Raw genomic sequence first — 23,213 nt, 5'->3', positions numbered from 1 at the left:
TCCGACAGATCACGACATTTCCCCGCCAAACCGGAGAAGCAGTAAAACTTTCATAAAAAAGATCTTTACCGGTGATCTCCCGGGTGATACAACCTGAGCGTTTACTGGGGGGCCTTTTCCTTCTTCCCCCCTTAGTCCTCTCTGGGAGACAAAACACATGCGTCAGCCGATCGCCAAGATCGCCATGCTCGCGCTGGTCGCCCCGCTCGCGGGCACCACGCTGCTCGCCGCGGCGCCGGCCGGGGCCACGGCGGCGACGACCGCCGCCACCACGGCCAGCGACCCGTTCAGCGTCTTCAAGATCTCGAACGTCAAGTACACCAAGAAGGCCAAGCCCGGCGGCCTGGTCAAGTACACCTTCACCGCGACCAACACCGGTCCGTACGACGCGGACTACTACTGGATCGGCGGCACCCTGCCCAAGGGTGTGGACACCAAGAAGAAGCTCTACTGGAACGGTCCCAAGGGCACCGAGTGCGACTGGGAGGGCAGCGAGTTCTGGTGCTGGACCCCGCACGTCCTTGAGGTGGACGAGAGCGACTGGCTCTCCATCCAGTTCCGCCTCAAGAAGACCGCGCGCGGCGCCCAGGTGGGCGCGGTCGGCGCGATCAACTTCGACGTTCCGCACGGCGCCGAGGACCTCGACAAGAAGCGCCTGAAGGAGCTCGGCATCAAGGGCTGGATCTACACCAAGAAGGTCAAGACCGCGGTCGTCCGCTAGCGCGCTGTCCATAACCGTTCACCGGGATCGAAGGACCCGACCCGGCCAAGGTTCGTGGACACCCCGCTAGGTTTTTTCCGCAGGTCTTTTCCGCGGGCCGTCCCGGCCCGCGGGTGCTTTCCCGGACGACGCCTCGCGGCGTCGTCCTCCACCCGGGTGGTTCCCGGAACGCCGGTCGGAGGCTCCGCCGCCCCAGCCGCCCTCCCCGACGCGACGCCTCCGTCCGGCCGGCCGGCCCCCGCCCTGATCTTCCGCCGCCGTCAGGCGCGTCCCGGATACGCCGATCCGAACACCGCGGGGGCCTCCTCGCCGGCCGCCCTCGGACGCCGTTCCAGGACGGGCCGGGAGCCCGTTTCACGTCGCGCCACGACATGGCGTTCCGGCGCGTCCGCCATCCCGGTCCGCACGTACGCCTCGGCGAGTCTGGCGAGGGCCAGACGCTGCGCGCGCCGTCTTCCGGCCCCCGCGAGCCGTACCTCGGGGAACCGCGTCACCTCGACCACCAGGCGGCGCGTGGCCACCACGCGGAGCACGGACGCGAGGAGGGAGTCCTCCCCCACGTAGCAGGCCCGGGTGGACGTCGCGTCGCCCTCCCGGTAGCGCAGCGTCACCGGCCGCACCGCCGCGTCCGCGTCGAGCGCCGCCTGGAACACCGCCGGACGGAACTCGCCCATGCCGCGCCCGCACCAGGTCGTCCCCTCGGGGAACGCGACGACGGTGTCGCCCGTGCGCAGCGCCCCCGCGACGCTTCCCAGCGCCTCCGGCAGCGCCGAGAGCCGCTCCCTGTCGATGAACAGCGCGCCCGCCCCCGCCGCGAGCGTGCGGATCACCGGCCACGCGCCGATCTCGCGCTTGGCCAGGGGGCGTGCGCGCACCGTCGCCGCCACGACAAGCGGGTCCAGCCACGAGACGTGGTTGGCCACGACCAGCGTCCCGCGGCCGTCCCGGGCTCCGGATGCCCGCCCGGCCTCCTCGCCGCCTCCCGCGCTCTCCAGCGCCGGATACGGAGGCGACCCGGCCACGAACGCGAACCCGGTCCGCACGTCCAGCCGTACGCCGAGGGCGCGGAGCAGGGTGCGCGTCCACATCGCCACGATGCGGCCCCTGCGCGCCGTACCCACCGCGCGGGCGACGACGGAGAGCGGGAGCCCGGCGAGCACCACCAGCGCCGCGACGGCGAGGCGCAGGACGCGACGGACCGGGCCCGCGACGGCGACCGGGGGCTCCACACACGCGTCGGGGAGGCACGGGCTCGGCCGCAACCACGGGACGCCCCCGGCGTCCGCCGCCGGAGCCTCGGCCGTACGCGGCGGCAGCGGGATCATCGCGGTCGCGGTCACCGCCCGCCCCCGAGGAAGTGACGGAGGTAGCGCCCGTCCATCCGGTCCATGGACAGGAGCACGAAGAAGTCCGCGGCGCCGAAGTCCGGGTCGTGCGCCGGCGCGCCGCACACCCACGCGCCCAGGCGGAGATATCCGCGCAGCAGCGTGGGCGGCACGAAGCGCCCGGACGGCACCGCCTGCGCCCCCGCGCGCCGGGCCGGACGCCACGCGTGGCGCGGCCGGACCCGGTACTCCTCCGGGCCGAGAGGCACACATGCGGCGACCCGCGCCGCCGTCACGCCCCCGTCATCAAGGGGGATCGAGCAGCAACCGCCGAGCCACCGGAAGCCGCCCTCGACCATGTACCGCGCGATCCCCGCCCAGAGCAGTCCGACGACCGTGCCCTCGCGGTGATCCGGGTGAACGCAGGTGCGCCCGACCTCGACCAGCTCGCGCCTGATCCCGGCGAGCGCGCCGAGATCGAACTCCGAGTCCGAGTACAGCCGGTCCGCCCGGCCCGGCGGCAGCAGCCGGTACGTCCCGACCACCTCGCGCCCGTCACGGACGACCAGGTGGTCGCAGTAGGCGTCGAAGCCGTCCACGTCGAGGCCGGAGACCGGCGTGTCCAGCCTGGCCCCCATCTCCTCGGCGAACACGCGGTACCGCAGCCGCTGCGCGGCCTGCAGGTCTGCGGGGGTCATGGCCATGCCGACCGTGTAGCGACCGGTGTCGAGAGAGATCGTCATGGGCGCGCGTCCTTCCCTCAAAGCGTCTCACCACCATCACGACATGCCGAAATGACCGCCGCGCCTCCCGATGGAGGCAGTCAGGCGTCCGCATGGTGAACCCCATGCGCGACCACGCACCGGGGCCAAGTAGCGTTGGCGGCGATGAACCAGCGCACGCTCCTGATCACACTCACCGGTCCGGATCGGCCGGGAGTCACCTCGCGTCTGTTCACCGTGCTGGCCGGGTTTCCCGTGACCGTCGCGGACGTCGAGCAGGTCGTCATCCGCGGCCGGCTCACCCTCGGAGTGCTCGTCGCCTACGCGGGCGGGCCGCCGACCGGCACCGGTGGCACGCTTGGCGGGCTGTGGACCGCCGTCGAGCAGGTCGCCTCCGACCTCGACATGGAGCTGGAGATCGCCACCGGCACCGTCTCCAAGGAGAAGCGGCGCCGCGGCCGCCTGCACGTCACCGTGCTCGGCGCCCCGCTCACCCCGGCCGCCATGGCCGGGATCAGCGGCAGGATCGCCGCGTGCGGGGCCAACATCGACCGCATCGAGCGGCTGTCGAGCTACCCCGTCACGTGCATCGAACTCGCGGTGTCCGGGGCCGACCCGATGGCGATGCGGGCCGAGCTGGCCGCCGAGGCCGCGCTCCAGCAGGTGGACGTGGCCGTCCAGCGCTCCGGTCTGCATCGGCGGGCCAAGCGGCTCATCGTGATGGACGTCGACTCGACGCTCATCCAGGCCGAGGTGATCGAGCTGCTGGCCAGGCACGCGGGATGCCTCGACGAGGTGGCCCGGGTGACCGAGGAGGCCATGCGCGGCGAGCTCGACTTCGCCGAGTCGCTGACCCGGCGGGTGGCCCTGCTTGAGGGGCTGCCCGAGGAGATCTTCGAGCAGGTCGCGAAGGAGGTCGTCTACACGCCCGGCGCGCGCACGCTCGTCCGTACGCTGAAGCGCCTCGACTACCGCTTCGCGATCGTCAGCGGCGGGTTCACGCAGATCACCGACAGTCTGGTCAAGGAGCTCGGCATCGACTACTCCGCGGCCAACACGCTGGAGGTGGTCGACGGCAGGCTGACCGGCCGGGTGGTGGGCGAGATCGTGGACCGCCCCGGCAAGGCCCGCGCCCTGGAGCGGTTCGCCGCGCAGGCGGGCATCCCGATCAGCCAGACCGTCGCGATCGGCGACGGCGCCAACGACCTCGACATGATCGCCGCGGCGGGCATCGGCATCGCCTTCAACGCCAAGCCGATCGTGCGACAGGCGGCCGACACCGCCGTCAACGTGCCGTACCTGGACTCGATCCTCTACCTGCTCGGCATCTCACGCGAGGAGGTCGAGGCCGCGGACGCCGAGGACGGGGTCGTCACTCCTTATCGGTGACCGGCGAGCGGCCGCGTCCGGCTGCCTCGGCGCCGTCCGCGGCGAACGCGGCGGCGGCGCGTTCGCACAGCCGCGCCGACTCCGCGTTGAGCGAGCGCATCGCGTGGCGGACCGCCGCCGCCTGCAGCAGCGTCCGCCGCACCTTGGTCGCCTTGTCGGCCGGCGCCGCGTCCAGCTCCTCCAAGCGGCGCTCGGCCAGCGTGCCCAGCCAGCCGCCGAAGTCGGCCAGCGCGCCCTCCACCTCACTGCCCGGTTCGTACGGCTCGCGGGCCTCCACGGCCGTGGCGGCGTCCTCCAGCCGGTCGGCGACGGCGTCCAGGATCTCGGGGGCGGGCCCGGCGTCGGCCCGCTCTCCCCGCAGCACCGAGGTGACCGCGATCAGGTCGTCGCGGACCCGCTGCGCGAGCGCCACCGCCTCCGCGACCTCCTCCGGCGCCGTGACGCCCGGCTCATGCGCGATGTAGTCGAGAGCCCGCGACACCGCATCCGCGGCGCGTGACGCCTTCCTGATGGCCTCCTCGGCCTTCTCCTGCGGCAGCTCGCCCCGGCTCACCTGGGCCAGCGTCCGCGAGACGGCGCCGTGCGTCCGCAGCAACCGCGCCACGCGGTCGGCCAGCCGGGCCGTCTCGCCGCGCGGCCACAGCAGGCGGGTGCAGGCCAGCGCGATGACGCCGCCGAGGAAGGTCAGCCCCACCCGTGCTCCCGCGAGCTGCGGCCGCTGCGGCACCTGGAAGTCGATGAGCAGGAGCACGAACATGTTGAGGAACATGATCCAGTACGCGAACCGGGCGCCCGCCATGCTGAACGCCAGGAACGCCGCGACCGTGATCAGGATCGCCAGCGGCCAGCGGTGCGGCGCGACCAGCAGGATCAGGGCCGCGACGCTGCCGCCGATCGCCGTCCCGAGCGTGCGCCCGCCCGCCTTCGCGATCGTCTCCCCGTACGTCGGCTGGATCGTCACCAGCACGGTGATCGCGAGCCAGTGCGGGTAGGCCGGTTTGACGAACACGATGATCAACATCGCGATCAGCGTGCCGAGCGCGACCCGCAGCGCGTGCCGGAACCCCGGGTCGTCGAGGGCCAGCCGGTAGCGCACCTCGGGCGTGACCGGCGCGCCGAGCTGCGGCAGGGCCAGCCGCGGCGACGACAGTTCGAGCGCGGGCCCGGCCGCCTTCTCCACCGCCGCGGTCAGCCGTTCGGCGCAGTTCTCCACCTGGCGGAGCATCACGAGGACCAGCAGCTCGCGCTCGCCCTTCGGCCGCTCGCCCCGCAGCGCGTCCACCCGCTCCTTGAACGAGTCGATCCCGACCGGGAGCTCCAGGCCGGTCTCGGGGCGGGCGAGCGCCTGCGACATCGAGCGCAGCGACCGGGCGAGCATCGCGGTGAGCGACGAGACGCCCACGTGCTCGTCCACGTCCGGGAGTTGGCGGTAGAGCGTGGTGCACAGGCCCCGCAGCGTCACCGCCTCGTACAGCACCCGCCGGAACGCGGCCACCACCGCCTCCGCCTGTGGGGAGCGCCGCTGCCAGCGCCGCCGCGCGCGGGCCTTTCTGGCCTTCTCCAGGGCCGCCGTGGCCGCGCGCCGCCGCTCGTCCCAGGCGTCCCGGTCGAGGCTCACGTCGGCGGCCGCGTCCACCAGTTCGGCCAGGCACGCGGCGGTCCCCGACAGGACGATCGGCAGGGGCCGGGTGGCCCGCCACGGCCACGGCAGGGGCAGCAGCACCGTGGCCAGCAGTCCCCCGAGGAGCATCAGCCCCAGGTGCGGGATCGGATCGACGGGCAGCGGGTTGGCCGCGGTCAGCAGCAGCGCGAGCGCCGCCGTCGGGCCCACCATCGGCACCACGATGCCCAGCGCGGCGAGGGCCGGGGTGACCAGGACGAGCAACCACTCGTTCCTGCCGACCAGCACGATGCCGAGCAGGGTGCCGACCGCCAGCGCGAAGGTGGCGCCGAGGAGCCGGGCCATCCGGATGCCTCCGGGATCGCGCGCGCCCCTGACCGCGACCAGCCACGCGCCGGTGCTGATCACCGCACCTCCGCCGGGATGGCCCACGAGGAGCCCGACGATCAGCGGGACGGCCACGCAGGCGCCGCCGACCACGCCGATCCCGAGCGCCAGGCGGGGGTCCTCGACCCTCAGCGCCCGGGCGGCCCGGCCTGCCCAGCGTCTAAGGGCGGTGCGCCCGGACAAGAACGCCGGTCCCCGGGTCGAGATCCTGCCAGCCGCCGTGCAGCCCGATCACGGCGTACGCCCCGGGAGGAAAACCCGCGTCCCCGTCCCCGGTGAGCATGAGCACGAGCTCGTGAACGCCCGGGTTGTGACCGACGAGCACCAGCGTCTCGACCTCGGGTCCGGTACGGCGCAGCAGGTCGAGCAGCTCGTCGGCGTACGCCTCGTAGATGTCGTGCTCGATCTCGATCGGCGCGTCGACCCCGAGCAGGTCCGCGGTCTGCCTGGTGCGGACCGAGGGCGAGCAGAGGACGAGCTCCGGTCGCAGCGGCCGGATGAGATCGCCCGCCTGGCGGGCGTCGTGCTTCCCCTGGTCGGTGAGCGGACGCTCGCGGTCGGCCAGGCCGGGCACCTGCGCGGCCGTCGCGTGCCGTACGACGATCAGCGTCTTCATCGGAGCGCCGTTCATCTGGACGCCCAGACGGCGAGCGCGATGATCACCGCGAACATCGCGAGCATTCCGAGCAGGATCAGCAGGAGGGTACGCCCGCCGGATGGCTTGTCCATGACTCCTGAGTCTAGATGCGCCGGAAAAAGGCCGAGGGCCCCCGCGCTCGCGGAAGGCCCTCGGGGACGGTTGTCTCAGCTCGCCACGATCTCCGGGGCGCGCTCCTCGTTGTTGGAGGTGATGCCGCCCGAGCGGCGCTTGGACACCACGATCGCGACCACGACCACCGCGAGGGCGACGACCGTGACGCCGACACGCAGCGCGACGTTGTCGGCGTAGGCCACGACCGCCGGGGCGATCAGCAGCGCCACCAGGTTCATCACCTTGATCAGCGGGTTGATCGCGGGGCCCGCGGTGTCCTTGAACGGGTCGCCGACGGTGTCGCCGATGACGGTCGCCTCGTGGGCCTGCGACCCCTTGCCGCCGTGGTGGCCGTCCTCGACCAGCTTCTTGGCGTTGTCCCAGGCGCCACCGGAGTTCGCCAGGAACACCGCCATCAGGGTGCCGGCGGCGATCGCGCCCGCCAGGTAGGCCCCGAGTGGCGCGTACCCGAAGGCGAAGCCGACGGCGATGGGCGTCATGACGGCGAGCAGGCCGGGCGTGGCCAGCTCGCGCAGGGAGTCGCGGGTGCAGATGTCCACCACGCGGCCGTAGTCGGGCTGCTCGGTGCCGTCCATGATCCCGGGCTTGGTGCGGAACTGCTCGCGCACCTCGAAGACGACGCGTCCGGCCGCCCGGCCGACCGCCATGATCGCCAGGCCGGAGAACAGGAACACGACCGCGGCGCCGATGATCAGGCCGACCAGCGTGTTCGGCGAGTCGACCGAGAGGCTGAAGTTCGCGAACGACCCCAGCGCCTCCTTGACGCCCTGGCTGGCCTTGGCGAGCTGGTCCTCGACGGCCGTACGGAAAGACCCGAACAGCGCCGTCGCGGCCAGTACGGCGGTCGCGATGGCGATGCCCTTGGTGATCGCCTTGGTGGTGTTGCCGACCGCGTCGAGAGAGGTGAGCACGCGGGCGCCCTCACCCTCGACGTCGCCGGACATCTCCGCGATGCCCTGGGCGTTGTCGGAGACCGGACCGAACGTGTCCATGGAGACGATCACGCCGACCGTGGTCAGCAGGCCGGTGCCGGCGAGCGCGACCGCGAACAGCGCCACGGTCACGTTCCCGAAGCCGAGCAGGAACGCGCCGTAGACGGCGCCGCCGATGAGGAGCGCGGAATAGACGGCGGACTCCAGGCCGACCGAGATGCCGGACAGGATGACGGTCGCCGCGCCGGTCAGCGAGCTCTCCCCGATCTCCTTCACCGGACGCCGGTTGGTCTCTGTGAAGTAGCCGGTGAGAATCTGGATCGCGCTGGCGAGCACCAGACCGATCAGCACGGCGCCGATGGCGATCAGGCGCGGGTCGGAGCCGAGAGCCGCGATCTCCTTGCTCACGCCGTTCAGCTCGGAGAAGCTCGCAGGCAGATACGCGAAGGCGGCAACCGCCACCAGCACCGCGGAGATGCCCGCGGAGATGAAGAAGCCGCGGTTGATCGCGGCCATCCCGTTGCGGTCGCCCGAGCGCGGCGCGGTGGTGAAGATGCCGATGATCGCCGTGATGACGCCGATCATCGGGACGATCAGCGGGAACACCAGGCCCTCGGTGCCGAAGGCGGCCTTGCCCAGGATCAGGCTGGCGACCAGCATGACCGCGTACGACTCGAACAGGTCGGCCGCCATGCCGGCGCAGTCGCCGACGTTGTCGCCCACGTTGTCGGCGATGGTGGCCGCGTTGCGGGGGTCGTCCTCCGGGATGCCCTGCTCCACCTTGCCGACCAGGTCGGCGCCGACGTCGGCGGCCTTGGTGAAGATGCCGCCGCCGACACGCATGAACATGGCGAGCAGCGCGGCGCCGAAGCCGAAGCCCTCAAGGACGCTGGGCGCGTCGTTCTTGTAGATGAGCACGACGATCGCCGCGCCGAGAAGGCCGAGGCCCACCGTGAACATGCCCGCCACGCCGCCGGTGCGGAAGGCGATCCGCATCGCGGCCTTCTCGCCCGGCGTGATGCCCTCGCCGCCCGCCTGCGCGCCCCGGGCGGCGGCGGCGACGCGGACGTTGCCGCGTACGGCGAGCCACATGCCGGTGAAACCGGTCAGCGCGGAGAACACCGCGCCCACCACGAAGAACAGGGACCGCCCCACGGCCACGCCGGTCGAGGACGATGGCAACAGGAACAACAGGAAGGGAATGATGACGACGAAGAGGGCCAGCGTACGGAACTGCCGCGTGAGATACGCGGCGGCACCTTGCTGCACGGCCCGAGAGATGTTTTGCATTCGCTCGGTGCCCTGCCCCGCTGAGAGCACCTCGCGGACGAGACCACCCGCGACAGCGAGAGCGATCAGGGCCACCGCGGCGACCACGACGACAAGAGTGAGATGGGATCCGTTCAGGGATACCGCTGCGCCTTCGTCAGCGGCAAGATAGGCAGACATCCGTCCTCCTCGGCCAGACGGGTTCTGGAGTCCGCGCGAACAACAAAGAAATGCGCTGCTATCCACGCCGACTCGTATGTCCCGGGCGGCGCTGCTGTAAAGGTTTCGGCGGGCCGAGCGGCGCCTTCCGGGTGGTTGGCAGTGCCGCTTCCGGTTGCATCCGCAATACCTTGGCCGGTGCCGGGAGTCTACGCAGCGGGGCGTCGGATATGAAGGCCCTTTCGACTGTCAATCGCGATGACGTTTCGCACCAGCGTGATCTTTGCCTGCTTAAGCCGCTTGCTTGACCCTATGCGGTCAATGTAACGGCGGGCCCGAATCGAGCGTTTCGGATGACCGCATATCGGGGATGGTGAGCAATACAAAAAGATCGAGCGCCGCCCCCTGCAGGGAGGCACTCGATCTCGAATCAGACTGCGGCTACGAATCAGACTGCGGCTACGCCGTTGGGCGACGCGGGCCAGCTCATGCGGATGCGCATGCCCTTGGCTCCGGATGACACCTCGACGTCGTCTGCCAGGCCCGCGATGACCGCGATCCCAAGGCCGGGCATCTCGGGCACGAGAGCGCCGTCCGCGGGGATCACGGGTTGCTGGAGGTCCTCGCTCGGGGCGACGTCGGTGACGGTCACCTCGAAGCGTCCCGAGTCGTCGCGCAACTCGATGACGATCGGCTCTCCCGGGCAATGGACGCGATGCGCCTCCACTGCCCGCGAGCACGCCTCTCCGACAGCGAGCCGCACCTCGTCCAGCAGCGCCTCCGACACGCCGGTGCGCCGGGCGATGGCCGTCGCGACCAGCCGCGCCGTACGCACATGGGCCGGGAGAGCGCTGAACGTCAGCTCGACGGTGGCCATGCTGGCTCCTCGGCCGTCACTTGTCTCGGCCGTGGGCTTCCTTGGCCTCGTCCACCGAGGCGTAGATCCCGAAGACCTTGGTGAGGCCGGTGATCCGGAAGATCTTCAGGATGCGCTCCTGCGTGCAGACGAGCTCCAGAGAGCCGTCGTGCGCCCGCACCCGCTTGAGGCCGCCGACCAGCACGCCGAGGCCGGTCGAGTCGAGGAAGTCCACCTTCTCCATGTTCACAAGCAGGTGGAAGTTGCCCTTGTTGACCAGGTCGATCAGCAGCTCACGCAGCCTGGGCGCGGTGTAGACGTCGATCTCACCTTCGACATCGACGATGGTGAGGTTGTCCTCGGAATGGTGGTCCAACTTCAGATCCACAGATCCTCCAGCGCCTTGCATGCGTAGGTCCTCGGATGAGGTCGTGCATCCTGGTAGCTCGGAAAGCCCCAGAAGAACGACCCCGACGCGCGGCATTCAACCACGCTATGACTCCGTGTCTATACGAAATCCCGACTCCGAGCGACTCTCCCCACAGATGCCATAGTGGAAACCAGTGACTTCGTCTACCTCACCTTCACGTCGGACCGGCCCTCTCCTGGCACGGCTGCTCTCGGCGCCGTCGCGCAGCGGGCGGGTCACCCATGTCGAGCACGTTCCAGCACGTCAGGCGGGCCGGGCCAGATGGCCTGAATGGGCCCCTGACGTGCTGGTGAGCCACTTGGAGAACCACGGCATAACGGGCCTTTGGCAGCACCAGCTCGACGCCGCCGAGCACGTCCGACGTGGCCAAAACGTGATCATTGCCACTGGCACCGCATCGGGAAAGTCCCTGGCGTACCTGCTTCCGGCCGTCGCCCACGTCCTGGAGGGCGGCACGGTGCTCTATCTCACCCCCACCAAGGCGCTCGCCGCCGACCAGCTCCGCGCGATCAGGGCGCTGCGGCTGGCCCAGGTGAGGGCGGCCACCTACGACGGTGACACGCCCGCCGACGAGCGTCTCTGGGTGCGGCGGCACGCCAACTACGTCCTGACGAACCCCGACATGCTGCACCGGTCGATGCTCCCCGGCCACGCCCGGTGGTCCTCGTTCTGGCGGCGGCTGCGCCTGGTGATCGTCGACGAATGTCACGGCTACCGCGGCGTCTTCGGCTCGCATGTCGCCCAGATCCTGCGCCGGCTGCGCCGGGTCTGCGCCAAGTACGGCTCCAGCCCGACCTTCCTGCTGGCCTCCGCCACGGCGGGCGACCCGGCCGTCGCCGGAAGCCGGCTGACGGGCCTGGAAATGGCCGAGGTGACCGTGGACGCCTCCCCCCGGGGTTCCGCGACCTTCGCCCTCTGGGAGCCGCCCCTGACCGACCTGCGGGGCGAGAACGGCGCCCCGATCCGCCGGACGGCCGCCGCGGAGACCGCCGATCTGCTCTCCGACCTCGTCGTCGAAGGGGTGCGGACGCTGGCCTTCGTCCGGTCCCGGCGCGGCGCCGAGACGATCGCGCTCGCCGCCCGCAGGAACCTGGAGGAGGTCTCCCCCGAGCTGCCGGCCCAGGTGGCGGCCTACCGCGCGGGCTTCCTCGCCGAGGACAGGCGAGAACTGGAGAAGGCGCTGCGCTCCGGAGAGCTGATGGGCCTGGCCACCACCAACGCCCTGGAGCTCGGCGTCGACGTGTCCGGACTGGACGCCGTCCTCATCGCGGGGTGGCCGGGCACCCGCGCCTCCTTGTGGCAGCAGGCGGGGCGGGCCGGGCGGGCGGGACAGGACGCCCTCGCCGTGCTCATCGCCCGGGACGACCCTCTGGACACCTACCTCGTCCACCACCCGGAGGCGCTGTTCGGCCGTCCGGTGGAGGCGATCGTCCTCGATCCGGACAATCCGTACGTGCTGGCGCCCCACCTGTGCGCGGCCGCCGCGGAGATCCCCTTGACCGAGCCGGATCTGGAGACCTTCGGCCCCGCCGCGGCGGACGTCCTGGACGACCTCGTGGAGCGCGGGATGCTGCGCAAGCGCGCCACCGGCTGGTTCTGGACCAGCCGGGACCGCGCCTGCGACCTGGCCGACATCCGCGGCGCGGGCGGGGCCCCGATCCAGGTGGTGGAGGCCGACACCGGGCGGCTCCTCGGCACCGTGGACGAGCCCTCCGCCCACATGTCCGTCCACCCCGGAGCGGTCTACCTCCATCAGGGGGAGACGTTCGTCGTGGACCTGCTCGATCTCGACGGCGATGTCGCCCTGGTCACGGCGGCCGACCCCGACTACGCCACCTATGCCCGGGACATCACCGACATCCGGGTGGCCGAGTCGCTCCGGACCCGCCCCTTCGGCCCGGGTGAGCTGCACTTCGGCTCGGTGGAGGTGACCCAGCAGGTCGTGTCGTACATCAAGCGGCGCACCCAGACCGGCGAGTCCCTCGGCGAGGAGCCGCTCGACCTGCCGCCCCGGACTCTGCACACCCGGGCGGTCTGGTGGACCCTGCCCGACTCCGCGCTCGCGCCCTTGATGACGGCCGCGGAGGGCAAGCCGGTGGATCTCGGCGGCGCCGCCCATGCCGCCGAACACGCCTCCATCGGTCTGCTCCCCCTTTTCGCCACATGTGATCGATGGGACATCGGCGGCGTATCCACCCCGATTCACCAGGACACCGGCCTCCTCACCGTCTTCGTCTACGACGGCCACGACGGCGGCGCGGGCTTCGCCGAGCGCGGCTTCGCCCGCGCCACCGACTGGCTTTCCGCGACCCGCGAGGCCATCGCCTCCTGTGAATGCGAGCAAGGCTGCCCGTCGTGCATCCAGTCCCCCAAGTGCGGCAACGGCAACGAGCCGCTCGACAAGGCCGGCGCGCTCCGCCTGCTCGACATCCTCCTCACCTCCTGATGGGAGCCGGCAGCTCTCTGATGGGAGCCACCGGCTCTGCTGTCGGGGCAGACTCGGTGCCTGGCCGCCGCTGGTGAGTGAGCACCATCGCCTCCTGGATCTGACCGCACCCCGCGACCTCCGGCATGTGCTCCCGGCGGGCCCTTTCCCCGGCACTCAGGGGGCGGTTACGGGTCCGGCGCGGGCCCGAGCCGTCGCGGTGGCGCTGCCGAGCAGGGGCAGGACTCGGGGCACCGGAACGGACGCGGAGACGCGCACAACGCCCTCGGAAAGGTCGCAGGCGTCCATGCGCGCGCCGTTCGCCACCGCCACCGCTCTGGCGCGTGCACAAGCGTTCTGAGGGCTGGAGAGGGCCTGCGCGGCCGCCGCCAGCGCGCTGAGATCCGCCGCGCTCTGCGCACGGTGGCGTGCCACCCTCGCCGCGCCCGTCTGAAGGACGACCAGCGCGACGATCCACACCACCGCCATGAGCGTGACCATCCAGATCGTGGCCGCCCCTCTCTCCCTCTGATCGCGCCCGGCCACCCCTGCCGCGCCGCCCACGGCCGGCTCCGGGCCTCCCCGCCTGGCCGCTCGCCCACCCGCGTCTCCCGCCCCCGATCTCACGTCTTGCCCACCGTCTTTCCGACCTCCCCTCCCTCACCACCCGCTGCTCTTCCGGCTGTGCCGACCACGCCTGACCGTCCGCCGGCCACCGGCGCCCGACCTCCCGTCTCTCACCCGCTGCTCTACCGGTGCCCGGCCTCCCTCTCTCGCGCCTCCGCCCACCCACCGACTGCTTCACCACCGGTGGAAAGGTCGACGACGCCGGGCTCGACGGCGGCGCTGGCCGACGCCTCGATGCGGACGGGCGGAAGCATCCGTCCCCAGGTCGGCCGGACCTGGGCCGAGATCGTCACTCGCGCCATCTCGCCGGTCATCGAGATGACGATCTCCGCGCCCGGTGGCGCCGAGAGCGCCGCCGCGGCGCGCACCTCGGCGACGGGTTCACCCCGGGCCAGCGCCCTGGCCCCCGCCCGCGCCGCGTCCACACACGCCAGGTGAGCACCGACCAGAGCCACCGCCCACAGCGCGGCGCCGAGGACGGCGACCAGGGCTGGGAGTCCCACCGCGGCTTCGGCCGTGACGGAACCCCGATCTCCTCGCCGCATCGGCCGGAAGCGCGGATGCCACAGCCCGACGCGCGCGCTTTCGCCCTTCACGGCCCCAACACCCGCGCCCATGCGTCACCCGGCCAGCTTGAGAGCCTTTTGGATCAGAGCGGTCAGCATGCTTCTGACTTCACCACTGGTGACAATCTTGAAGAGAAGACCGGCGAACGCGCAGGCGGCGATGGTGCCCACCGCGTATTCAGCGGTCGACATGCCGGCCTCGGCTCTTGTGCGAGCGATCAAGGTCCATTGGACGGCGGTGGATCGGGCACGGGCCCGCACCGCGCCGATCAACGCGGATACGGCGCGCGTGGCATTACGTGGGCGCCTTTTCTTTCCCAGCCGATGCTTCGCGACCGGAACAGCCGTTTCCACAGCCGGCCGATCGGTTCCGGGGCGCGCCGAAACCGCACGACGCTGCGCATCTCGCCGACACGTCGTCGCCGGTCCGGGAATCGACCCATGTTCGTCCGTCGTCGGCGGCTGAGACGGCCGCACCGCGCCTCGGAGAACTGTCCGGAACGCCTGGCGTAGCGGCCCCGCGGTTTCGCCGAATTTGCCGATCCACATGCCCATCGATCCCCCTGATCGGACCCGCCACGGACCTTCCGTGGATGTCCCAAGGTTCTGCCAACAGGCGGGGTTTCCCCGCGGCCGAACGCGGTTCTGTGGATAAGGCGCGACGCCGTGGATAACTGTGGAAAACACCGCTCCTGTTAATAGGAGGCGCGTCTACCGCCACATCTTCGATCGCGCGACTATGACGATCTTTTCCGAGGGTCAATGGTTATCCACAGGTGCGGAGAGCTGTCCACAGAGATCAAACCTGCTGGCCAACGCCTCACCACCGCCATCGCCGACCGGCTCCGCACTTGTCCGAGGCGCCCACGGAGACGCCGCCGTCCGGCGACGTAAGTGACCTTGATACCAGTCCGCATTGTCGTCGCATGTAACGCATACGCGAAGGCCGTCCGAACGGGGCCCGATGTACGTAGGACGGACAGGCAACGGGTGCAGCGTCCAGCTTGCAGGGAAACGGGTGCGGTATCCAGATCTCAGGAAACCGGCAACCCATGTGATGTCCGCACGTGCGGGGAAAGGACGGAGCGCGGCGCCCGATTGGCCTTTTGCCGGCAGAGCCCGAGGTCTATTGGTAGAGCCCGAGGTCTGTCTGGTGGAGCCCCTGTGCCGGCTATGGCACAAGGACCTGGGCGGCGAGCCCGGCGACCACGGGGATGATCCCGAGAAGGACGAACGCGGGCAGGAAGCACAGCCCCAGCGGAGCGACCGCCTGGACCCCCGCCTTGCGCGCAGCCGCCGACGAGGACGCACGGGCCGCCTGGCGCGCGTCATCCGCCAGCCTGGTGAGCACCTCGGCGACCGGAGCCCCGCGCCGGACGGCCCTGATCATCGCCCGGGCGAGCGGCGCGAGCGACGGGTCCTGGGCGAGAGCGCCCCACGCCGCCCCCGGCTCCGCGCCGAGCCGCATCTGACCGGCCACCCAGGAGAGCCGCTCTCCCAACGGTCCGCCGAGGGCTTCCGCTACCGCGTCCACCGCTCCGATCACCGGCTGCCCGGCGCGCAGGCACGCCACCATGAGGTCCACCGCGAACGGGAGGTCTGCCGCCATACGTTCACGACGACGGCGGACATCGGCCGACTCACGCCTGCGCGCGATCACCCATGCGCCCCCGGCGGCCAGAACGCCGGCGACCATGCCGGGAGCTCCACCGAACATGAAGAACGCGACCACGCCCGCCGGAACGGCGATCGCCAGCCCGCGAAGCCGGCTCGCGGAGACGGCCTTCGTATCGCCTTCCGCTCCCGCCTCAGCGCGGATCGATCCCAGGGGTGATCCGAACTCTCCGGTCTCTCCGCCGTCGTTTCTTCGCCTCGTCTCCCCGGTCGCGATCGCCCGCAACCTGTCGGAGGGAGGGACGCGCGCAGGCCATGCGATCACGGCGAGCGCGGCGAAGGCGACGGCGATCAACGTCGCCATGTGCCTACTCCCGCCTCGTAGTCGCCTCTTCTCCGCCTTGGGAAACGTCCACCTCGATTTGGGGGAGAAGGCCGATGCGACGTGAGAGACGCCGTAATCCGCGCAGTCATGGGGACGCCTCTGCCGCGCGGGCGACGAGCCGGTTGGTCCACCACACGCCGACGCCGTCCAGGACGAGCCCGGTGACGAGGCATCCGATCCCGGCCGGCTCGCTGAGGAGAAATGTCAAGGGGCTCATGCCGAGCCCGGCGGCCATCAGCAGGCCGAGCGCGGGCAGGACGGCGAGGAGGCGAGCGGTGGCCCGGGGACCGGCCAGTTGGGCGTCAAGGTCCTGCCTGTGGGCCTCCGCCTCGCGCAACGACCCGCCGAGGCGCTCCACAAGCGCGGCCAGGCCACCGCCGGTGGCGACGCTGACCCGCCAGCAGGCGGCGAGCCGTACGAGGCCCTCGCCTCCTCTGGGTGGGACGACACGGAGCAGAGCGGCGGCGACGTCGCCCCCGTCTCTGGCGACCGCGGCCACCGGTCTGAGCGCGGCCGCGTCCGGAGGGGTGAGCGCGGCGACGGCGCGCGACAGCGCTTCGCCTGGCGTGCCGCCGGCGGCGAGTTCGGCCACGACGCCCTGGCAGAGCTCGATGGAGAGCGCGCGCCAGGCCGCGGCCTGGCGATCTGGACGGGGCCGGTCGAACAGGGCGGGCAGGCGTCTCGGGGCCGGACGATCGGCACCGACAAGCCCGGCCAGACGAACAGCGCCCGTGCCCGAGCCGGTCCAGACCCATACGGCGAGCACCGCGGCCAGCACGGTTACGACGCCCATGAGAGCCCCGGGCATCGGGCCGCGAGCCCCGGAGCCGCGGCACCGGACGCCACACTGCCGTCGGAGCCGAAGGTCAGGGCGGGAACGGCGGTCACCAGGCCGGAGGCGTCGCGCTCCAGGACGCAGATCTCGGCGACCCTACGTTGTCCGGATCCGGGATCGCGGACGAGATGGACGACCACGTCGAGCGCGGCCGCGAGCTGGCTGTGCACCGCCTCCCTGGACAGCCCGGCCGCGCAGGCGAGAGCCTCCAACCGGGCCGGCACATCCGTCGCCGCGTTCGCGTGGAGCGTCCCGCATCCGCCCTCATGCCCCGTGTTGAGCGCGGCCAGGAGATCCACGACCTCGGCTCCCCGCACCTCTCCGACCACCAGACGATCCGGCCGCATGCGGAGCGCCTGCCGTACGAGATCACGGAGGATCACGCCGCCCGCGCCTTCGAGGTTGGGCGGCCGGGTTTCCAGGCGTACGACATGAGGATGCCGAGGTCGCAGCTCGGCGGAGTCCTCGACGAGCAGGAGCCGCTCGCCCGGGTCGGCGAGAGACAGCATGGCCGAAAGCAGGGTGGTCTTGCCCGTGCCGGTGCCTCCCGAGACGAGGAAGGCGAGCCGCGCGGCCAGGATCTCGCGCAGCACCGCCGCCCCGATGCCGGGGACGAGTTCCTCAAGCGTGAACGTGCGGCGCGACGGGAGCCGAAGCGACATGCAGGGGCCGTCCGGCGCGATCGGAGGGAGCACGGCGTGCAGCCGGACACCGCCGGCCAGCCTGGCGTCCACGTACGGGCTGGCGTCGTCCAGTCGGCGACCGGCCGCCGCGGCGAGCCGCTGGGCGAGGCGACGGACCTCCTCGTCGCCGGAAAAGGTGACGGAGGTGCGCCGCAGCCCCCGACCGTCGTCGATCCACACCTCTCGCGCCCCGTTGACCAGCACGTCGGTGACATCCGGCTCGGCGAGGAGCCCTTCGAGCGGCCCCGCGCCGATGAGATCGGCGCGCAGGGTGCGTGCGATGGCCAGCACCTCGGCGTCTCCGAGCACCGCTCGCTCAGCTCTGAGTGCGGCCGCCACCCTGGCCGCGGTCGGCTCCAGTCCTGAACGGGCGAGCCGGACCCGCACCGCCTCGACGAGATCCGGGGCGACCATGGGATCGGACGGCGGCTCGCTCACCCCCCGCGGCTCGGCCGGCCGTGTCGCCGCCGTCTGCGTCGAGCCGTACGGAACCGTCTGCCCGGCACGCGCGCTCACGATGCCTCCACCAGGGTGTCGAGCAGGTCCGAGCAGAGCCGGCCCAGGGGCGTACGGCCCAGCGGGGGCGGCGCGCCCCGGTCGAGCGCGTGGGCGAGGCCCCGCTGATCCGGCAGCACGCCGACCTCCGGCACGCCGAGAGAGGCCGCGACGACCTCGGGGGCGAGGGCGCCGGGGCGCACCACCAGCCGGAGGTCCGCGGTGTGGCGGCGGAGCTGCGCCAGGACCTGCCCGGCGGCGAGCACGCCGCGTACGTCGGAACGGACGACGACCAGCGTGGCAGCGGCCCGGGACAGCGCCTCCGTCTCGGCGCCGCCCAGGTGGCGCGGCAGATCGGTGACGACCAGGTCGCAGCCGCGCCGGGCGGCGTCGAGCACGGCCCGCATGGCCTGGGCCGGGACGGCGGCGGGCTCCCCGCGATGCCAGGACAGCACGGTCAGCTCGCCGAAGGTGGGCAGCGCGTCCTGAAGCGCCGCGAAGCTGACCCGCCCCTCTCTGCCCGCGATGTCCGGCCAGCGGGCTCCGGTCGCCTCTTCCTCGCCGAGGACCACGTCGATGCCGCCGCCCAGCGGATCGGCGTCCACCAGGAGGGTTCGAAGCCCGCGCCGTGAGGCCGTCAGGGCCAATGACGCCGCCAGGACGGTCGCGCCGGCGCCGCCTCCGCCACTCGAGACGCACATGACAGTGCCCGCTCTGCTCACGGGCTCGACCGCCTCGCCCAGCTCGTCGACCAGGAGCCGTTCGGCCTGGGGCAGCTCGACCACCGCCCGCGCGCCGACGGCGACGCATCGCCGCCACATCGACGGATCGTCCGAACCGCGTGTCACCAGCAGCACGTCCGGCCGCCGGGGCGGGCCGGTGGCGGCGAGCGCGTCCGCCAGGTCGCCGCCGACGAGGACCAGCGGCGCGCCGCTCCAGTACGGCCGGGCGTGCGCCGCGGCGTGCGCGACATCGAGCTCGACTCCGGCCGCCGCGGCGATGCGGAGGAGGTCGTCGAGGAGTTCCTGATCGTCTGTGATGGCCAGCGGCCGGTGCATGGCAGTCTCCCTCCTGGCAGGAAGACCACCTTGCGAGTACGGCACCACCCCCAGCCTCACCGAACGGCGTTCTGGGGATAACTCGTCCCCTGTGGACTCGAAGGAGAGCGGGCGCGGCCACGCCGGCCGTTCACGCGGCAGGTCTGGGCGAGATCGACACCAAAAGGGGCGACCCCCGCCGGGGGGGAGAGCGGGGGTCGCCTACCGGTCCGGCACTGGGGGGGTAGGCCGGACCCGTATTCGGAAGAAAGCTTTCAACAGTTGCCCATGGCCTGGCAAGGGAGTCGCCAAGCGCGCCCCACCGGCAGGTCAACTCTGTGTAATGAGAGTCACCACCGTATGCTGCCCGATCTCGGCAGCCGCGTCGAGCACCAATCGCCCGATTCGGCGGGTTTCTTTCCCTCGATGCCCCCTGTCTCTCCACAGCCGTTGTCAATTCGCGACCTAAAACGATCACACAATGTGATCAAAAACGTATGTAACGATCCAATATCCCTAAGGGCAAGAGCGCATCCGCGCATCCCCTCGTGTCCGTTCGCGATCGTCGGTAAAGGTCTTGGCCCGAGGGGTTCCCATGTACGGAAATCCGACGTAGAAAGGTGAAGACGGGCCTAGTGCCCGGGTACGGCCGCCGGGTACCCACGCGCGACCAGCCGCGGGAGGCGTGTCGGGATGGGCTTGTCCCGCCCCGACAAATACAGGTGCACGCTTGGTAACCCGGTGCGACGTACTGGCGACGGCGTCCCCTCCCAGGGACGCCGTCTGCTGTCGTTTTCGGACCTCTTTAACCCGGTTCGCCCGGTGGCTGGGGGACCTCCGCAGCCCGCGGATGCCAGCGGCTTCCCGACGAAGGGCTGCCCCAGCAAGGGAAACGTGTCAGCGGGACAGGGCCTCGCAGATGGCGGTCGTCTCCCTCGCGCCGAGAACCACGGCCGAAGCGCAGTGCCGCACCCAGGCGCCGACCCCCGCGGCGGTGCCGGTCTGGTAGGCCCGCAACGCCTCCACGTACGCGCCTCCGAGATCGACGTGCCCGACCTCCACGGCGGTGAGCGACTTGGGATCGAGCCCGTGCTCGACCAGGGTCAGCCGCTCGGCGGCGCGGGCCACGACCCCGTCCGCCACCCCGAACGGCCGCAGCACGACCAGTTCCGCGTGCACGATCGCGGCGAGGACGAGCGCGGGCGCGCCACTGCCGCCGGCGACGAGGTCCGCCAGTGCGGCCATCCGCACGCCGGTCTCCTCGGGGTCGGGGGCGGGGCCGAGGCCCATGGGGTCGATGGACGTCGGCTCGGTTCTCGGACGTCCCGGATCGGCGGTCAGACCGGCCGCGGCGAGGGCGTGCAGCCGGGCCAGCACCTGGCGCGGAGCGGTACGCCAGGTCTTGCCGAGCCGTCCCAGTTCGGCGGAGACACGGAGCGCGCCCTGGACGGTGGCATCGGTCGCCTCTCCCGCGCGCAGCTTCTCCAGCGGCACGTCGGCGCCTTCGAGCGCGGCCGACGCGCGCGCGCCACGCAGCGCCGATTCGGCCGAGACCTCGGGGCTGCGCCGCCGGAGCACGCGGTGACCGTAAAGCCGGTCGACCGCCTCGCGCGCCTCCTGTACGGCCTCCGGCACTCCCGGAAGTTCGGCGATGACTGCCAATGGGTCGCTCACGGGAACCGACCATACCGGCGAGTAGGCGTCATTCAACGAGGAGGTCCCGCCGCTGAACGCACAAACCGGCACCCCCTATCGCATTCCACTGTGTTTCATCAGGTATCCAGATAACAGGTGAATGGCCCTCTTCAGCCAACCAAGGCCCTGTCGGTACGGACCTGTCTAGACCTCTTGTCCTGGGCGCTTCCGGACTGGTGAAGTGGGACGCGACAATCATGACCGCCATGCGAAGGAGTACGTTGTGACCTCCGAAACCCCTGGTCACGAGACTCAGGAGACGCTGTCGAACCTGCTGACCGAGACTCGCCGGTTCGCACCACCGGCCGACCTGGCAGCGTCCGCGAACGTCACCGCGGCCGATTACGACGAGGCGGCGGAGGACCGGCTGGGCTTCTGGGAGCGCGCGGCCGAGCGGCTGACCTGGGCTGAGCGCTGGACCAACACGCTCGAATGGAACCCTCCCTTCGCCAAGTGGTTCGTGGGCGGCAAGCTCAACGTGGCCTATAACTGTGTCGACCGCCACGTGGAGGCTGGCCGCGGCGACAAGGTCGCCTACTACTGGGAGGGCGAGCCGGAGGGCGACAGCCGCACCATCACGTACGCCGACCTCCAGCGCGAGGTCTGCAAGGCGGCCAACGCGCTTGAGGAGCTCGGCGTGCGCAAGGGCGACCGCGTCGCCATCTACATGCCGATGATCCCCGAGCTGCCGATCTCGCTGCTCGCCTGCGCCCGCATCGGCGCGATCCACTCGGTGGTCTTCGGTGGCTTCTCCGCGAGCGCGCTGACGAGCCGCATCCACGACGCGGACGCCAAGGTGGTCATCACCGCGGACGGCGGCTTCCGCCGCGGCGCGCCGAGCGCGCTCAAGCCCACGGTGGACGAGGCGGTCCGCGAGTGCCCCGAAATCGAGCACGTCGTGGTCGTCCGCAGGACCGGCCAGGAGGTCGCGACGACGGACAAGGACGTGTGGTGGCACGACCTCGTCGAGCGGCAGTCCGACCAGCACACGGCCGTGCCGCACGACGCCGAGGACCCGCTGTACATCCTGTATACGAGCGGCACCACCGGTAAGCCCAAGGGCATCCTGCACACCAGCGGCGGCTATCTCACCCAGGCGTCCTGGACGCACCACGCCGTCTTCGACCTCAAGCCGGATACCGACGTCTACTGGTGCACCGCCGACATCGGCTGGGTCACCGGCCACTCCTACATCGTGTACGGCCCGCTGGCCAACGGCGCGACGAGCGTCCTCTACGAGGGCACCCCGGACACCCCGCACCGGGGCCGCTACTGGGAGGTCGTCCAGAAGTACGGCGTGACGATCCTCTACACCGCGCCGACGGCGATCCGGACGTTCATGAAGTGGGGTGACGACATCCCGGCCAAGTTCGACATGTCGTCCCTGCGCGTCCTCGGCTCGGTCGGCGAGCCGATCAACCCCGAGGCGTACGTCTGGTACCGCACGCACATCGGCGGCGACCGCTGCCCCGTGGTGGACACCTGGTGGCAGACGGAGACCGGCGCCATCATGGTCAGCCCGCTCCCGGGCGTGACCTCGGCCAAGCCCGGCGCGGCCATGCGTCCCCTGCCGGGCATCGTCGCCGACGTCGTCGACGACCAGGGCAACTCGGTCCCGAACGGCGGCGGCGGCTTCCTCGTGGTCCGCGAGCCGTGGCCGTCGATGCTCCGCACCGTCTGGGGCGACGACCAGCGCTACATCGACACCTACTGGTCGCGCTTCGACGGGATGTACTTCGCCGGTGACGGCGCCAAGCGCGACGACGACGGCGACGTCTGGCTGCTCGGCCGCGTGGACGACGTCATGCTCGTCTCCGGCCACAACATCTCGACCACCGAGGTCGAGAGCGCTCTGGTCAGCCACCCGAAGGTCGCGGAGGCGGCGGTCGTGGGCGCGACCGACCCGGTGACCGGCCAGGCGATCGTGTCGTTCGTCATCCTGCGCGGCAGCGCGGAGGAGAACGACGACATCGCGGCCGAGCTGCGCACCCACGTGGCCAAGACGCTCGGCCCGATCGCCAAGCCGCGGCAGATCCTCATCGTGCCCGAGCTGCCCAAGACCCGCTCCGGCAAGATCATGCGACGACTGCTCCGCGATGTCGCGGAGAACCGCTCCCTCGGCGACGTCACGACGCTGACCGACAGCTCCGTGATGAATCTCATCTCCGAGCAGCTGCCGAGCGCGAAGAGCGAGGACTGACCGGGATTTCCGGGCGGGCGCGGGTGTTCTCGGCGAACACCCGCGCCCGTTTACATGCCAGGACATAG

General features: G+C 71.3%; 19 protein-coding genes. 4 read left to right on the top strand and 15 right to left on the bottom strand.

All coding sequences use genetic code 11. From position 1 onward, the window contains the following. The first annotated feature begins 157 nt into the window (after window positions 1-157). Entirely contained in the window at window positions 158-721 is a 564-nt protein-coding gene (locus tag AWQ71_RS23315; RefSeq protein WP_067136586.1) for a DUF11 domain-containing protein, read from the top strand. Window positions 722-981: 260 nt separating this feature from the next. Here AWQ71_RS23315 and AWQ71_RS23310 read toward each other — a convergent pair whose 3' ends face one another. Both AWQ71_RS23310 and AWQ71_RS23305 read right to left on the bottom strand, forming a co-directional pair. Next, complete coding sequence (locus tag AWQ71_RS23310; protein WP_157570505.1) at window positions 982-2,061, bottom strand: lysophospholipid acyltransferase family protein; 1,080 nt, start codon at window positions 2,059-2,061, stop codon at window positions 982-984. Then, window positions 2,058-2,789: a GNAT family N-acetyltransferase gene (locus tag AWQ71_RS23305; RefSeq protein ID WP_067136582.1), complete on the bottom strand. Its 732-nt coding sequence runs from the start codon at window positions 2,787-2,789 to the stop codon at window positions 2,058-2,060. The genes AWQ71_RS23310 and AWQ71_RS23305 overlap by 4 nt, the downstream gene beginning before the upstream one ends. A 144-nt stretch (window positions 2,790-2,933) precedes the next feature. On the opposite strand from AWQ71_RS23305, the gene serB reads away from it, so the two are divergent. Beyond that, window positions 2,934-4,157 (top strand): phosphoserine phosphatase SerB, encoded by a 1,224-nt coding sequence (gene serB, locus AWQ71_RS23300; RefSeq protein ID WP_067136580.1) that lies wholly within the window; start codon window positions 2,934-2,936, stop codon window positions 4,155-4,157. On the opposite strand, the gene AWQ71_RS23295 is transcribed toward serB, so the two are convergent. From AWQ71_RS23295 to AWQ71_RS23275, 5 genes are all read right to left on the bottom strand, one after another. Continuing rightward, window positions 4,141-6,348: an FUSC family protein gene (locus AWQ71_RS23295; RefSeq protein ID WP_067136578.1), complete on the bottom strand. Its 2,208-nt coding sequence runs from the start codon at window positions 6,346-6,348 to the stop codon at window positions 4,141-4,143. The two genes, serB and AWQ71_RS23295, sit on opposite strands and share 17 nt — an antisense overlap. Beyond that, complete coding sequence (locus tag AWQ71_RS23290) at window positions 6,326-6,781, bottom strand: SixA phosphatase family protein (RefSeq protein WP_245658423.1); 456 nt, start codon at window positions 6,779-6,781, stop codon at window positions 6,326-6,328. The genes AWQ71_RS23295 and AWQ71_RS23290 overlap by 23 nt, the downstream gene beginning before the upstream one ends. Window positions 6,782-6,969: 188 nt before the next feature. Then, a complete protein-coding gene (locus tag AWQ71_RS23285) occupies window positions 6,970-9,318 on the bottom strand; it encodes a sodium-translocating pyrophosphatase (RefSeq protein WP_067136574.1) in 2,349 nt (782 codons plus the stop codon). A 427-nt stretch (window positions 9,319-9,745) separates the two neighbouring features. Further along, a complete protein-coding gene (locus AWQ71_RS23280; protein WP_067136572.1) occupies window positions 9,746-10,174 on the bottom strand; it encodes an ATP-binding protein in 429 nt (142 codons plus the stop codon). Window positions 10,175-10,190: 16 nt separating this feature from the next. Continuing rightward, window positions 10,191-10,541, bottom strand: a complete 351-nt coding sequence (locus AWQ71_RS23275) for an STAS domain-containing protein (RefSeq protein WP_061253913.1) — start codon at window positions 10,539-10,541, stop codon at window positions 10,191-10,193. A 175-nt stretch (window positions 10,542-10,716) separates the two neighbouring features. Between AWQ71_RS23275 and AWQ71_RS23270 the strand changes: the two genes are divergently transcribed. Beyond that, window positions 10,717-13,029 carry a DEAD/DEAH box helicase gene (locus AWQ71_RS23270; protein ID WP_084259183.1) on the top strand — a complete coding sequence of 771 codons (2,313 nt, stop codon included), beginning with the start codon at window positions 10,717-10,719 and terminating at the stop codon, window positions 13,027-13,029. A gap of 156 nt (window positions 13,030-13,185) precedes the next feature. On the opposite strand, the gene AWQ71_RS23265 is transcribed toward AWQ71_RS23270, so the two are convergent. The 8 genes from AWQ71_RS23265 to AWQ71_RS23235 all read right to left on the bottom strand — a co-directional run bounded on the left by AWQ71_RS23265 (window position 13,186) and on the right by AWQ71_RS23235 (window position 20,924). Beyond that, a complete protein-coding gene (locus AWQ71_RS23265) occupies window positions 13,186-13,572 on the bottom strand; it encodes an Rv3654c family TadE-like protein (RefSeq protein WP_157570504.1) in 387 nt (128 codons plus the stop codon). A gap of 185 nt (window positions 13,573-13,757) precedes the next feature. Then, on the bottom strand, window positions 13,758-14,138 hold the full coding sequence (locus AWQ71_RS23260) for a TadE family type IV pilus minor pilin (protein WP_067136570.1): 381 nt from the start codon (window positions 14,136-14,138) through the stop codon (window positions 13,758-13,760). A 117-nt stretch (window positions 14,139-14,255) separates the two neighbouring features. Beyond that, on the bottom strand, window positions 14,256-14,756 hold the full coding sequence (locus tag AWQ71_RS44670; RefSeq protein WP_369407213.1) for a DUF4244 domain-containing protein: 501 nt from the start codon (window positions 14,754-14,756) through the stop codon (window positions 14,256-14,258). A 616-nt stretch (window positions 14,757-15,372) separates the two neighbouring features. After that, entirely contained in the window at window positions 15,373-16,179 is an 807-nt protein-coding gene (locus AWQ71_RS23255) for a type II secretion system F family protein (protein ID WP_084259182.1), read from the bottom strand. Between the two features lie 106 nt (window positions 16,180-16,285). Then, entirely contained in the window at window positions 16,286-16,993 is a 708-nt protein-coding gene (locus AWQ71_RS23250) for a type II secretion system F family protein (RefSeq protein ID WP_067136568.1), read from the bottom strand. After that, on the bottom strand, window positions 16,981-18,132 hold the full coding sequence (locus AWQ71_RS23245; RefSeq protein ID WP_067136843.1) for a TadA family conjugal transfer-associated ATPase: 1,152 nt from the start codon (window positions 18,130-18,132) through the stop codon (window positions 16,981-16,983). Before AWQ71_RS23245 ends, AWQ71_RS23250 begins: the two co-directional genes overlap by 13 nt. A gap of 98 nt (window positions 18,133-18,230) precedes the next feature. After that, window positions 18,231-19,271, bottom strand: a complete 1,041-nt coding sequence (gene ssd, locus AWQ71_RS23240; RefSeq protein WP_067136566.1) for a septum site-determining protein Ssd — start codon at window positions 19,269-19,271, stop codon at window positions 18,231-18,233. An 876-nt stretch (window positions 19,272-20,147) separates the two neighbouring features. Then, window positions 20,148-20,924: a Fic family protein gene (locus tag AWQ71_RS23235; RefSeq protein ID WP_067136564.1), complete on the bottom strand. Its 777-nt coding sequence runs from the start codon at window positions 20,922-20,924 to the stop codon at window positions 20,148-20,150. Window positions 20,925-21,168: 244 nt separating this feature from the next. On the opposite strand from AWQ71_RS23235, the gene acs reads away from it, so the two are divergent. After that, window positions 21,169-23,145 carry an acetate--CoA ligase gene (acs, locus tag AWQ71_RS23230; protein ID WP_067136562.1) on the top strand — a complete coding sequence of 659 codons (1,977 nt, stop codon included), beginning with the start codon at window positions 21,169-21,171 and terminating at the stop codon, window positions 23,143-23,145. Window positions 23,146-23,213 lie beyond the last annotated feature (68 nt).

Origin of the sequence: Microtetraspora malaysiensis (assembly GCF_001528665.1) — a bacterium.
GTDB classification, from domain to species: Bacteria; Actinomycetota; Actinomycetes; order Streptosporangiales; family Streptosporangiaceae; genus Microtetraspora_A; species Microtetraspora_A malaysiensis.
This window is presented reverse-complemented; position numbering and strand designations above follow the sequence as displayed.